Annotated in this window: 12 protein-coding genes and 4 pseudogenes; 14 read left to right on the top strand and 2 right to left on the bottom strand. The window is 65.0% G+C overall.

What is annotated here, in order from left to right:
• Positions 1–279: pseudogene (locus tag CHB90_RS24050) on the top strand (IS5/IS1182 family transposase); the annotation flags it as partial.
• Between the two features lie 55 nt (positions 280–334).
• On the opposite strand, the pseudogene CHB90_RS24045 reads toward CHB90_RS24050, so the two are convergent.
• Positions 335–781: pseudogene (locus CHB90_RS24045) on the bottom strand (ATP-binding protein); the annotation flags it as partial.
• Between CHB90_RS24045 and CHB90_RS27625 the strand changes: the two are divergent.
• From CHB90_RS27625 to CHB90_RS24025, 4 genes and pseudogenes are all read left to right on the top strand, one after another.
• Positions 759–1,463 (top strand): hypothetical protein, encoded by a 705-nt coding sequence (locus tag CHB90_RS27625; protein WP_425426658.1) that lies wholly within the window; start codon positions 759–761, stop codon positions 1,461–1,463. The pseudogene CHB90_RS24045 and the gene CHB90_RS27625 overlap by 23 nt on opposite strands.
• A pseudogene (locus tag CHB90_RS27620) lies at positions 1,427–1,756 on the top strand (phage tail tape measure C-terminal domain-containing protein); the annotation flags it as partial. The gene CHB90_RS27625 and the pseudogene CHB90_RS27620, both read left to right, overlap by 37 nt.
• A gap of 6 nt (positions 1,757–1,762) precedes the next feature.
• Positions 1,763–2,167, top strand: a complete 405-nt coding sequence (locus tag CHB90_RS27615; RefSeq protein WP_089280273.1) for a hypothetical protein — start codon at positions 1,763–1,765, stop codon at positions 2,165–2,167.
• A pseudogene (locus CHB90_RS24025) lies at positions 2,167–2,283 on the top strand (DUF2460 domain-containing protein); the annotation flags it as partial. The gene CHB90_RS27615 and the pseudogene CHB90_RS24025, both read left to right, overlap by 1 nt.
• Positions 2,284–2,456: 173 nt before the next feature.
• Here the strand turns inward: CHB90_RS24025 and CHB90_RS24020 are convergent.
• On the bottom strand, positions 2,457–3,332 hold the full coding sequence (locus CHB90_RS24020; RefSeq protein WP_245823363.1) for a LysR substrate-binding domain-containing protein: 876 nt from the start codon (positions 3,330–3,332) through the stop codon (positions 2,457–2,459).
• 145 nt (positions 3,333–3,477) lie between these two features.
• Between CHB90_RS24020 and phnA the strand changes: the two genes are divergently transcribed.
• From phnA to CHB90_RS23975, 9 genes are all read left to right on the top strand, one after another.
• Positions 3,478–4,746, top strand: a complete 1,269-nt coding sequence (gene phnA, locus CHB90_RS24015; protein ID WP_089280271.1) for a phosphonoacetate hydrolase — start codon at positions 3,478–3,480, stop codon at positions 4,744–4,746.
• Complete coding sequence (locus CHB90_RS24010) at positions 4,743–6,011, top strand: alkaline phosphatase family protein (protein WP_089280270.1); 1,269 nt, start codon at positions 4,743–4,745, stop codon at positions 6,009–6,011. The genes phnA and CHB90_RS24010 overlap by 4 nt, the downstream gene beginning before the upstream one ends.
• A gap of 30 nt (positions 6,012–6,041) precedes the next feature.
• Positions 6,042–7,583: an ABC transporter substrate-binding protein gene (locus CHB90_RS24005; protein ID WP_245823362.1), complete on the top strand. Its 1,542-nt coding sequence runs from the start codon at positions 6,042–6,044 to the stop codon at positions 7,581–7,583.
• A 13-nt stretch (positions 7,584–7,596) separates the two neighbouring features.
• Positions 7,597–8,451, top strand: a complete 855-nt coding sequence (locus CHB90_RS24000) for an ABC transporter permease (RefSeq protein ID WP_245823361.1) — start codon at positions 7,597–7,599, stop codon at positions 8,449–8,451.
• Entirely contained in the window at positions 8,448–9,374 is a 927-nt protein-coding gene (locus CHB90_RS23995; protein ID WP_089280269.1) for an ABC transporter permease, read from the top strand. Before CHB90_RS24000 ends, CHB90_RS23995 begins: the two co-directional genes overlap by 4 nt.
• Positions 9,371–10,984 carry a nickel ABC transporter ATP-binding protein NikE gene (gene nikE / locus CHB90_RS23990; protein WP_089280268.1) on the top strand — a complete coding sequence of 538 codons (1,614 nt, stop codon included), beginning with the start codon at positions 9,371–9,373 and terminating at the stop codon, positions 10,982–10,984. The genes CHB90_RS23995 and nikE overlap by 4 nt, the downstream gene beginning before the upstream one ends.
• Positions 10,985–11,269: 285 nt before the next feature.
• Positions 11,270–11,629, top strand: a complete 360-nt coding sequence (locus CHB90_RS23985; protein ID WP_212591646.1) for a hypothetical protein — start codon at positions 11,270–11,272, stop codon at positions 11,627–11,629.
• Positions 11,630–11,634: 5 nt separating this feature from the next.
• Positions 11,635–11,835, top strand: a complete 201-nt coding sequence (locus tag CHB90_RS23980; protein WP_089280277.1) for a hypothetical protein — start codon at positions 11,635–11,637, stop codon at positions 11,833–11,835.
• A gap of 590 nt (positions 11,836–12,425) precedes the next feature.
• The gene (locus CHB90_RS23975) at positions 12,426–12,755 is read left to right on the top strand and encodes a class I SAM-dependent methyltransferase (protein WP_089280267.1); all 330 of its coding nucleotides are present in this window, start codon (positions 12,426–12,428) and stop codon (positions 12,753–12,755) included.
• Positions 12,756–12,993 lie beyond the last annotated feature (238 nt).

The following is a 12,993-nucleotide window of genomic DNA, read 5'->3' as shown; positions in this document are numbered from 1 at the left end:
CGCAAGAATGCCAAGCCGTGGAAGCCATCGACTGCAGGGGCTATCGCTCGGAACGAGGCGCTGCGCGCTTCGAAATACCTTGGCCGCGCCATCTGGAGAAAATGGAGCGGATACCACCGACGAAGCCGCGCCGAGACGAAGATGCATTGCGTGAAGCTGCTGGGGCAGAGCCTCATGGCGCGCGACTTCGATCGTCAGGTCGCCGAACTTCAGATCCGCGCCGCCGTGCTCAACGGCTACACCGCGCTCGGCATACCCGTCACAGAGCCTGTGGGATAATTGCGTCCGGGGAAAGGGGAACTCCGGACGTTACCGACTTTGCGCAACAAAGCCGCAGATTGCTGGTGATCATCGTGGACCCGCGCTCGAAGCGCTGCGAGATCAGTTCGAACAGCAGCTCTGCCCCGGTCTTGGACAGCGGGACAAAGCCCAATTCATCAATGATGAGCAGCTTGACGGCGGCCAATTGCTTTTGCAGGCGGAGCAGACGGCGCTCGTCACGGGCCTGCATCAACTCACTGACCAGCGTGGCTGCGGTGATGAAGCGGACAGGCAGCCCCTTCTGGCAAGCGACCAAACCGAGGCCAAGGGCAACGTGCGTCTTGCCGGTGCCGCTTAGCCCGCGGGCGATGACATTCTCGCGCCGCTCGATCCATTCGCAGCTGGCGAATTCCAGCACCTGCATCTTGTTGAGCTTCGGGATTGCCTTGAAGTCGAAGCTGTCGAGGCTCTTGGTGGCCGGGAACTTCGCCGCCTTGATGCGTCGCTCGATCACCCGCCTTGTGTTGGGTGCGGGTGGGTTTGGCGAGGCAATGTCGCTCCTGAAAGACCCCGCCGTCGAGGTCTGGGATCGCATCAAGATGGGTGCTGCGGCGACGGGCGCTGCGGCCACGGCGATGTTCTTTGACCTGAAGGCTGATGCCGCCTCGGCCATGCAGAGTGCGATTGAAAGCGTCGTCGCCTTTGGCAACACGGCCGCGAACACGTTTCAGGTGGCCTATGAGGCGATCAAGGCGATCTGGGGCCTGCTCCCGGCGGCCATCGGTGATCTGGCGTTTCAGGTGGCCAACAGCCTGATCGATGGTGTCGAGGCAATGCTGAATGGCGTCGTTTCGCGCATCAACACATTCATCGGCGGGATCAACCAGGGGCTGGAAGCGCTTGGGTCCGAACGGCGCATTTCGATCATCCCCGATCTGGAATTGGGCCAGATCGAGAACCGCTTCGAGGGTGCCGCGACGGTTGCGACCAGCGCCGCACAATCCGCCTTTGATCGCGCTTTTAAGGACAATCCGCTCACTGCCTCGGGCTCACCGCGGCGGCCAATACAGCGCTTGCCACCGCTAACACCTATCGTGGGGCTGCACGCGACCTGGCCGAGGGCGCGCGTGCGCCGCTCGCCAGCTGGCAGGCCTTGCGTGACGCTGTGCAGGGCAGCATTGAGGGTGGCGCAGACGCGCTGACTAAGGCGACCGACGCGGCGGACCGTCTGGAGACCGCCCTTGGCGATGCCGGACGGGCGGCCACGGGTGCACGTGCTGCGGCCGGGGCTGCTGCCGCTACCGCCGAACCCGATACCGAAGCCGCCGTCACCGGCTGGCAGGCGGTCACGGCTGCGCTCAGCGACTATGCCAGCAAGGCGCGCGACATCGGCGGCGATATTGGCCGAAGCCTAGTCAGCGCGTTTCAGTCGGCCGAGAACGCCGTCGGCGAGTTCGTTTAGACCGGCAAGCTGGACTTCCGCGGTCTGGTCACCTCGCTGTTGGCCGATCTCGCCAAGCTGGCGGCGCGGAGGTTCATCCTCGGGCCGATCGCCAATGCGCTTTCCGGCGCGCTTGGCGGTGCGGGCGGTATCTTCGCGAACATCTTGCATGCAGGCGGCATGGTAGGGGCCTCTGCGCCAGGTCGGATGGTCCCCGAGATGGCCTTCGCGGCCGCACCTCGGATGCATTCCGGCGGCGTTGCAGGGCTCCGCCACGATGAGGTGCCCGCAATCCTGCAGCGGGGCGAACGCGTACTGTCGCGGCGTGAGGCGCAATCCTATGGCGGAGGCGGCGGTGTGAACGTGACCATCATGGTCCGTGACGCCGAGAGCTTCCGGCAATCCCGGACTCAGGTCGCGGCAGACATCGCTCGCGCCGTGTCGCTCGGGCGGAGGGGCATGTGATGGCGTTTCACGAGGTCCGGTTTCCAGACAATATCAGCCGGGGCGCGCGCGGAGGACCGGAACGGCGCACCCAGATCGTCGAGCTTGCCTCGGGCGTCGAAGAACGCAACGCCAGCTAGGCCAACAGCCGTCGCCGCTACGATGTGGCTTTCGGCATCGTGCGTGACCGGGCGCGCAGAATGCCATGCACCTCGTCGGCGCTTCGGCGGACCGAGCTACGAATGTCGGGGCACTTCAGGCGCGCCGCAGTTCAGCTCGGGATCCGGCGCCATCCTGCCGCGCTCGGGAGTCATGGCGTTTGCGACGCCGAGCCTTCAAGCCAATCGAGAAAGGCGGTCGTGGCGTTGCCGGTGCTGCGGCCCGGCGCGGCAAAGGCCACGATCTGGCACGCATCTATCCGGCGGTTCTGAAAAGGTTCGCATAGCAGGCCGCGTGTGATTAGATCGCCGACGGTAATCACCGGAGCGACAAGCGCGCCTTCGCCTGACATCGCCGCCTCGAGCGCGATGTAGAAATGGGGAAAGCGTCGTCGCCTGGCACCTGATTTGTTTGCTTTTCCCGAAAGGTGGAGCCAACGGTCCAGTTCGCCGGGGCGGCTTTCGGATTCGAGAAACATCACCCGCGACAGGTCCGCCGAACCGGGGCGCCGCGAGCGCACCAATGCGGGCGACATGACAAGACCCAAGGCGTCGGACAGAATCAGCCTTGATCGCGTCTCGGGCGGGATCGGCGGCTGCTGCCGGATCGCCACATCGTAGTTGATCGCCGTCAGGTCATCGCGTGCGTGGGTCTGGATCACGTCCACCGACACCGCAGGATAGCGTGACGAAAAGGTCCATAACCTCGGGATCAGCCAGCGCATGGCGAATGTGGCCGGGGCCGCGACCCGCAGAACGCCCTGCGCCGGGGTCGGACGGATCGCGGCGACAGCATCCGACAACAGAACGTTTGCCTTGTCCATGGCTTCGGCAAGCTGTCGGGCCTCGGGTCGGGGCAGGGCGGCACCGCCGTGCCTGTCGAACAATGTCAGGCCAAGCCAGGATTCGATCTGGGCGATCTGCTTGCTCACGGCGCTGGGTGTCACATGTAGTTCCCGTGACGCCGCCGTGAAGCTTTGATGACGGGCCACTGCCGATACGACCGTCAAGCTTTTGAAAGAAGGCATTTTTCCGAGTTCTTGTTCCATCTGTTCCGGGCCCCGAGAATTTTTGTCGCTTCGTGTTTGCAGTGCCCTGGCAGATGAAGTGCGCAGGCTGGTCTCACAGCGTCATCGAAGGGGTAACGCATCTATGCAAAAAGGACATGAACCCATGCCGGCTTTTGCCGCCGGCGACCCGCGCGTGACGCCGATCGCGGCGACGGTCAACGGGCGACGGTATGCGCTTGGGCCGCGGCCGGTCGTGGTGATCTGTGCAGATGGGTGCAGCCCGGAATATGTCGACGCGGTGATCGCGGCGGGCCGGGCTCCGGCGCTGGCGCGGATGCGGGCGACGACCCAGGCCACAGGCTTCGACGGAGCGGCTCTGGCCGCGATGCCGACCTTTACCAACCCCAACAACTTGTCCATCGTCACCGGCGCGCCGCCGTCCGTGCACGGGATATCGGGTAATTACACGCTCGACCGTGCCACCCGCAGCGAAGTGATGATGCTCGACGATAGCGGGATGATTGGCGAGACGATCCCCGGCGCCTTGTCGCAGGCCGGGGCGCGGGTGGGGGTGATCACCGCCAAGGACAAGCTGCGCAAGGCGCTGTCGCGGGGTCTTGACGGGCTGTCTGGGTCGGCGGAACGGGCCGAAGAGCTGCAACGCGCGGTCGGCCCCGCCTTTACCGCCGCCGCGCCCGACAAGTATTCCGCGGATCTGTCGCTGTTCGTTCTGGACGCGGGCGTGAGCCTGTTGCGGCAGCGGCGCGCCGATCTGATGTATCTCTCCCTGTCGGACTTTGTGCAGCATGCGCACGCCCCGAACGCTTTCGAGGCGCTGGACTTCATGGCCGCCCTTGACCGGCGGGTTGCGGAATTCGTGGAGCTTGGCGCCGTGGTGGGCATTGTCGCAGACCACGGCATGACCGACATGGCGCGGCCCGACGGCACGCCGAACGTGGTCTGGCTTGGCGATATCCTTGAGGCGCGGTTCGGGGAAGGCACCACGCGGGTGATCTGCCCGATCACCGACCCCTTCGGGCGGCATCACGGCTCGCTGGGCGGGTTCGTGCGGGTCTACCTGTTCGATCCGGCCATCGACGCAGGGGCGGCTCGCGACCTGCTGGCCCGTGCCGCCGGGGTCGATCTGGTGCTGACCGGGGCAGAGGCCGCCGCGCGCTTTGACATGCCGCCCGCTGCCGAGGGCGATCTTGCGGTGATCGGTGCGCCCGGCTTTGCGCTGGGGGCCTGCCGCGCGGATCACGACCTGTCGCAACTGATCGGCACGCGGCTGCGCTCGCATGGCGGGTTGGCCGAACAGGAGGTGCCGTTCCTGCTGTCGCACCCGCTGGTCCCGAACATCGCTGCGCGCATGTCGAAGGGCGCCCGCGTCTGGGACATTTTCGATGCCGCCATCAACGGAGTGACCCCATGACCCGCCGCGCCATCCTGTTCGTCGCCGACGGACACCGGGACGATTTCCTGCGCCCCGATCTGTGCCCCAACCTTGCGGGCTTTGCCGAAACCGGCCGGCGGTTTCACAATCACACCGGCAATTTCCCCTCTGCCACCCGCGCGAGTGCCGCGTCGATTGCGACCGGCTGCTGGCCGGGCACGCACGGTCTGCACGGCAACACCATGGGACTGCCCGGTGCGGGGGGCACGGTCATCCACGATGTGGGCGACCCGGCCTTTGTCGGGTCGCTACGGGCGGCTTTCGGGCGGACCCTCAAGGTGCCGACGCTGGCCGAACGGCTTGCCCCTGTGGGTGGCGCGCTGATTGCGTCGAATGTCTCTCCGGGGGCGGCGTACTTCCACGACCCCGACGGGCATGGCCACGTGGTGCACCGGGTGGGGTCGTTCGGGCCGGGCCGCTGCCCGCTAGGCCCGGACGAAGCGCCAATAGTCAGCCACGACGCAGCGGGCGACATGGCGCTGTGCGACTGGTTTTGTGATCGCATGACCGGCGAGGATGGCTCGGCGCTGGGGGTTTTGTGGCTGTCCGATCCCGATCTTTCGATGCATGCCGATGCGCTGGGGTCGGCCCGGCATCTGGCCGGCGTCGCCGCCGCCGATGCCTGTTTCGGCAAGTTGCGGGACAGTGTCGACGCGATGCGCGCGGCGGGCGACGATGTGCTGCTGATCGCGTGTTCCGATCACGGACAGGAAACCGTCATCGGCCACGTCGCCATCGGCGATGAACTGGTGGCCGCCGGTCTGAAGGACGGCCCGGACTCGACCGAGGTCGCCGTCGCCCCGCAGGGCGGCAGCGGCCTGATCTATCTGGCGGGCGACGGTGTCGGACGGCTGGATGAGATCACCGCCTTTCTCACGGCCCATCCGCATGTGGGCGAGGTGTTTCCGGGTGCCGCGATGCGCGCTGTCGGGCAGGCCGAAGGCGACGGATTGGCAATTGCCTTTTCCATGGCCCGCGACAGTCAGGAAAACGAAAACGGTGTGTCCGGCCGGATCTGGGTCTGCACCTCGGACAGCAAGCCCGGCAAGCCCGTCGGACGGGGCAGCCACGGCGGCCTTGGCCGGTGGGAGCGGCACCCGTTCCTGATTGCGGGCGGCGGCCGTTTTGCCCCCGGCACAAACGAGCACGGGCGCACCCGCCTGATCGACATCGCCCCCACGATCCTGCGCCACCTGGGCCAGCCGCGCGACGGCATGGACGGGCTGGCGCTGCCCCACGACTGACCCACCAAACCCAGACAAGGAAATTTTGTCATGCAAAGACGTGCATTTCTGACCACCCTGGCCGCAAGCACTGCGATGGTCACCATCCTGACCGGCGGCCGGGCCATGGCCCAGGCCACCCCCTCTCACGGCGGCACCATGCGGCTTGCCTGGGGCACGCTCGATACCGCCGACTTTCACCGGCACACCGGGTCCATCAACCTGACCCATCCGTTTGTCGAAACGCTGACCTCGATCTCGGCCGACGGGCAGCCGCGCGGCATGCTGGCCGAAAGCTGGGAGATTTCGGAGGACGGCAAGACCTATACCTTTGCCATCCGTCAGGGCGTGACCTTTCACGATGGCCGCGTGATGACCGCAGGCGATGTTCTCGCCAATTTCGAGCGGATCAAGCGCGAAGTGCAGGGCGGCTGGCTCACCTCCGCGCTCGCCAATGTCGAAGAGATGTCGGCCCCCGACGATGCCACCTTCGTGATCCGCCTGTCGACGCCGTTCGCACCGTTCCTGAACGTGATCGCCGAAGCCTGGATCATGTCGCCCGCATCGCCCGGCTGGGACGGCCAGATCACCCAGCCGGTCGGCACCGGCCCCTTCACCTTCGACACATGGACACCGCAGCTCGAACTGCGCGGTGCGCGCTTTGATGGCTACTGGATGGCCGAAAAGCCCTATCTCGACGAAATCGTCTTCGACGTGCGCGAAGTGGCCGACACCTCGCTTGCCCTGCGTGCAGGAGATTTCCATGCCAGCTCAATTCCTTTGACCAAGGTAGAGGAATTCGAAGAGAACTCTGAAATCGAAGTGATGTTCCGGACCGATACAAGCTGGAACTTCCTGTCGTTCAACAATCGCGTGGCACGCCCGCCCTTCGACAACGTGCGCGTCCGCGAGGCGGTGGCCCATGCGCTTGATATCCCGACGCTGCGCACGATCCTGGCCGGGAAATACGCCGTCGCCAGCAACCAGATGGTGGTGCCGGGCAATTTCTACTTCGATCAGGCGATGTTCGACGCCGATCCGCACAAAGCCCCCGATATGGACCGTGCAAAGGCGATCCTCGCCGAAGAGGGGGTCGACCCGGGCGACTTCACCCTCGAGATGGTGTCGACCCAGAACAACCGGCTGGCCGGGCCGGTGTCGCAGACGCTTCAGCAGCTGGGCTTTGGCGTGAACAACCGCGCCTATGACGATCTTGGCTATCAGCGGCGGTTGTCGGAATACGACTGGGATGTGTTCCCCGGTGGATCGGGGCCGCGCAACGACGTGTTCCTTCGGTTCGTGCGGTTCATGACCGATGGCCCGAACCCCGGCCTCTGGGGCGGTGTGCAGGACGCCGAACTGGATGCCATGATCAATGCGGCGGTGGCCTCGGTCGGTGCCGATGAGCGGCGCCAGCACTACCTCGACGCATGGCAGCGGATTTCCGACCGCTACTATACCATCGTCATCGGCCACAGCCCGGCGGCTTACGGCATCCGCTCCGAGGTGAAGGATTTCACTGTTGCCTTCAACACCTCCACCCACCGGGTTGACGGCGGAATTGCCGAAGCCTGGATGGATACCGGGGCCTGAGGCGGAGAAGACGATGTCCCTGACCCTTGCCCCATTTGCGGCGCTCCGGCGTAATCGCATCCCGCCGTTGACGGCTGTCGGGGTGGCCATCGTCGTCCTGTTGATCGGAGTGGCCCTTCTGGGGCCACTCCTGACCCCGCATGATCCCTATCAATTCAGCATCCGCATGGACGAAAGCCCCAGTGCGGATCATTGGCTGGGCACCGACGATCAGGGCCATGATGTGTTGTCGCGGCTGATCGCGGGGACCCGGCTGAGCCTGATGTTCGGGGCGGGCGCTGCGCTGATCGCTCTGGGGATCGGGGCGGCCCTGTCGCTTGTGGCCCTGTCGTTCGGCCGGATCGCGGAAACCGGGGTGTTCTCGTTCTTCGATCTGATCCGGGCGCTGCCCGGCATCCTTTTCGCGTTGGCCTTTGTCGCGGCCTTCGAACCCGGGGCGACATCGGTGATGTTGGCACTTGGCGTGTCGTTCTCGCCGATGTTCGCGATGATCACACGCGCGACATGGCGCCAGCAGATGGCCCGGCCCTATGTGGCGGCTGCTCAGGTGCTGGGCGCGTCGCGGATCCGGGTGACTGTGGTGCATGTGCTTCCCAACATCATCGGCGCGCTGGTGACGCAATTCGCGATCATCCTGCCGCGATGCATCGTGCTTGAATCGGTGATGAGCTTTCTCGGGCTTGGCGTGTCGCCCGAAACCCCGACCTGGGGGCGGATGATCGCCAATGCCACCCAAAATACCGAAGCCGCCCCACATGCTGTGCTGGCCCCGATCCTCGCGTTGAGCGTGGCGACGTTCGGCATGGCCCTTGTCGGAGACGCGATGCGGCGGGGGTTTGACCCGGATAGAAGAAGGATTGCAGTGTGAACGACCGACTGGTTCAGACGCTTGTCCCCATCGGGGCCGATATCTTTCGATCCTTGATGATCGCGGCGGGGATTATAGTGTTCAGCTTTTTTCTGATCCGCATGATCCCCGGCGACATCGTCGACGTGATGGGGATCGAGGGCACCCTGACCTATGGCCAGCAGGACGCCATGCGAGAAAGCCTCGGGCTGGATGTGGGCTGGTGGCAACAGTTCACGGCCTGGCTGGGGATGGTGGCTGGGGGCGATTTTGGTGCCTCGCTGCGCTATGGCACGCCAATCCTCGATCTATTGCGGGTCGCGATGGCCCCGACGCTGATCCTCGGGGCATCGGCGCTGGCCATCGGTCTGACGCTGGGCATCGGGCTGCCGGTTCTGGCCTGTGTGTTTCAGAAACCGCTTTTCGTCGGACTGGTGCAGTTCATCACGCTGTGGTCGATAGTCGTGCCGACGTTTTCCATCGGTATCCTTTCGGTGATCGTGTTCGCGGTCTGGCTGGGCTGGATCCCCGCGATCGGCAACATCATGGTGCCGGCGATCATCCTCGGCATGGATACGGCGGGCACTCTGGCCAAGATGCTGCACGAGGACATGGTTGACACCGAGCGGGCCGCCTTCGTGCGCACCGCGCGCGCCAAGGGGCTGTCGCGGTGGCGGATCGTGCTACGCCACATCCTGCCCAACGCCCTGACCGTAGTTGTCGCGCTGTTCGGCATTCTGCTTGCGGGCGCGCTGACCGGGGCCATCACGATGGAGGTGGTCTTCGGTCTGCCGGGTCTGGGCACCCTGACATTGCAGGCCATCCAGGGCCGCGACTATCCGGTGGTTCAGGCGGTGGTCATCTGGCTGGGCCTGACCGTGGTGATCGCCAACCTGATCAGCGACCTTGTGCAACGCGCCCTTGATCCGAGGATAGGACGATGACCTCAACTGCCTTGCTTCATCTTCGCGACCTGACGGTTTCGATCCGCACGTCCGGCGGCGCCACGCCTGTCGTGCGCGGTATCTCGCTTGACCTGTTCGCCGGTCGCACCCTTGCGATCGTGGGCGAATCCGGGTCGGGCAAGACGATGACGGCGATGTCGATCTTGGGCCTAGGCCCGCCGGGAACGCCGCTGATCGTGGGCGGAGAGGCCCGGTTCGACGGGTACGACCTTTTGGCAATGCCGGAACGCGAGATGCGGGCACTGCGCGGCCGCCGGATCGGGGCGGTGTTTCAGGACCCGGCCGGGTCGATGAACCCGCTGATGCCCGTGGGCGAACAGATCCGCGAGGCGGCCCGCGCTGCCGGGGCCGAACGGGCCGTCGCCAGTGCCAAGGTTGTGGCCCTGCTGGACGAGGTCGGTCTGGCGCAGGTGCCCGAGATCGCCGGGCGCTATCCGCATGAATTGTCGGGCGGTCAGCAGCAGCGCTGCATGATCGCGCTGGCGCTGGCGGGTGACCCCGATCTTCTGGTTGCCGACGAACCCACAACGGCGCTGGACAGCGACGTGGCGGATCAGATCATCGCGCTTCTGGCTGATCTGCGGGCGCGCCGGGGGATGGCTCTTTTGTTCATCTCGCACGATCTGGCGGTGGTGTCGCGGCTGGCGCAAGACATCGTGGTCATGCGCGACGGGCAGGTGGTCGAGTTCGGCAGCACGGGCCAGATCCTGCAGAATCCGCAACAGGATTACACCAAGGCGCTGATCGCATGCACGCCCGGCACCGGCGGCCCGCCACGGGCGCGGCTGATGACCCTCGACATGATCCGCAGCGGCACCGTTCCCGGCCCGAGGCGGCCCACCACACCAGGGGACACCGTCGTTTCGGTGCGCGACCTGATGGTGAAATACCCAGGTCGCGGGTTGCTGCGGCTGGGGCATCTGGCATTGCAAGGCGTGTCGCTGGAGTTGCGGGCCGGCAGCAGCCTGGGCCTTGTCGGGGCCAGCGGCAGCGGCAAGAGCACCCTTGGCCGCGCCCTTGTCGGGCTTGTCGCGGCGCAATCGGGTGAGATCCACATCAACGGACTGGAGCTGGCCGCCAGCGGCCGCCGCACCGCTTCGGACCGGCGCAACATGCAATATGTGTTCCAGGATGCCTCAGGTGCCCTGAACCCGCGCCGCACCATCGGCCAGTCGCTTCTGGAACCGCAGCGCATCCACGGATTGCCCGTCGGCGCGCTTGAGCCGATGCTGGCCGAGGTGGGTTTGCCCGCCGATATCGCACGACGTTTTCCGGCAGAGCTGTCGGGCGGGCAGTTGCAGCGCGTGACCATCGCCCGCGCCCTGGCGCTGGAGCCCGATTGCCTGATCTGCGATGAAATCACCTCGGCGCTGGATGTGTCGTCGCAGGCGCAGGTCCTGAACGTGCTGTCCGACCTGCAGGAACGGCGCAACCTTGCGATCCTGTTCATCAGCCATGACCGGGCGCTTGTCGAACATTTCTGTGACAGGGTTCTTGTGATGAAAGGTGGCCATCTCGCCGAAGAGGGCACCGTCATGGACACCATAAACGCGTCTCCCAAGTCGGCCAAGGTTCACGAAACCGTATAGTCCGTTGGGATTGGGGCCGGGACGCGACGGACGGCCTCTGCCTCAGAGTTTGATTCAAAACTATCTGATCAGTATCAATCCCTTGCGATATGGTGTGTGACATGTGGAATGTGGCGATGGTGATCCATGCCTCTGGGCTGGCGATGGATTTTTCCCAATCCTTTCAAAGGCGGCGGTATCGGCCCAGCCAGACGAGAGTGCGTTCCACGACTCAACGGCGCGGCAGGACCTCGAAGTCCAGCGCCGTGTCGGAACTGCGAATACACGCTGCTGACCGAGGAGGGCTTGCTGGGCGGTGCGCTCGAGATCCGGTTCTGGCCGAGCGAGATCCACGGCATCTTCGTGCTGATCGAGACCCCACTGGCCTTCGCCGAGCAGGTCGTCGTCCCGAACCCCGCCGACTGGCTGCCGTTCCTTTCCCACCACCTTGCGCCGATCATCGCGGTCTCCAACCAGAGTTCCCTGATCGCGCTACATGGCAAGATCGGGAACGCCCTCATCGCCTTGGCGCGCCATGGCGAAGGCAGCCATGTCGATCCCGAGACCGGCGAGAGCCGGATCGACCTCGACAACGACCGCGACCGTCGCCGGGCCCAGCAGGCCCGCGCGACGATGGAAAGAGAGCGGCGGGAGGGGAGCGCGTGAAGACCATGCGCTGGCATCCACCGGGCTATGGTGGCGAGCGCCGCGACCCAGACCGCGTGAAAAGGGACGGTTGGCGCGATCAGGGCGTGCTCGCCATCTCAATTGACGATGAGCGCCTCAGCTGGCCAGAGCGGGAGCTGGTCCGACAGCTGGGCAAGAAGCTGTATGGGCCGCGACACCGTGAACCCGAGGCGCCGGACCCGTGACCGGACTCTCTGTGGACCCCGGAATCTGCGCCGGGGTCCATCTGGGGTCCAAGGCCTGCCCGGGGAGTTTCTGGTTCCTTTCCGGGCGCTTACGTATACGGGAGGGCGCAGCGCGGGACATCGCCAGCGTCAGGACCGGTTTTTTGGGAAGCCACCCGGAAGCCGGAGTCCGGCAGACGTGTCCAAGGGCCAATGATCGTTGGCGATCGAGCGGCTCAGGTGATGGGTTCCACGGTGGATCCGGAGTCCGGCTGAAGTCAAGTCGGAAACCGATGGACGCCCTCTTGGCGGAATCCAACCGGCTGCTAGTAGTCGCACCCCTGAGCGCCAAGCAAAGTGTGGTCGTCGATCCCTTTGGGAGCGTTGCGCCCGCCGTGGACATCGGGCGCGACCCTGAAAGATCGGGCGGAAGAGCTTTGTCGAGAACGTCGGCAGCGGCAGCCCGTGTTCTGCCATGCAAAATGGATTAGCTGGGCAAGGCAAAGAGGGCTTCAGGACGATGACAGGCGGACAGGAGCATTGGGACGGGGTCTACGCCGCGCGGTCGGAAGCCGAACTGACGAACGATCTGGTTCGAGGCAACGCCCGCCGTGTCGCTAGAATTGGTCAGCGCACATCTGCAACCGGGCGAGCCGTTCATCGACAACGGTGCCGGTGCGTCGCGTCTGGTCGATGTGTTGATCGCGGAGGGTTTCGGGCGTCTCGCCGTGCTGGATGTTTCCGGCGCTGCATTGGCCGTCAGCAGGCAAGGCCTTGGACCGCAGGGCGAAAGCGTCACTTGGATCGAGGCGGACATCACCGCCTGGGAGCCCGACCGACTCTGTGCGGTGTGCCACGACCGTGCGGTGTTCCATTACCTTACTGACGCCGAGGAGCGCGCCGAATGTGCGCGCGCCCTGAACCGCTCGTTTTCTCGTTGACGTCTATTGACCGGAGAAACTTGTGCATTCTACCGAATTTTCAAATCATCAGTTCTTCTTGAACAGGCCGAAATGGAACCGCTGCACGCTGCCCCAAGGCGTGTGGTGAACGTGGATCAAGGACTGGATCAGCCGGTAGTCCGGACTGTGAACAGGCATGCAATTTTGACCCCGTAACGGGGTGATCGGCGTCCAACAATGACCCCCTTACACTGATGTGGATGATGCTCCCGAGGCT

The organism is Antarctobacter heliothermus (genome assembly GCF_900188425.1).
In the GTDB taxonomy this organism is placed as follows: domain Bacteria; phylum Pseudomonadota; class Alphaproteobacteria; order Rhodobacterales; family Rhodobacteraceae; genus Antarctobacter; species Antarctobacter heliothermus.
Note: the sequence above shows the minus strand (reverse complement) of the source record. Positions and strands in the feature narration are given on the sequence as shown.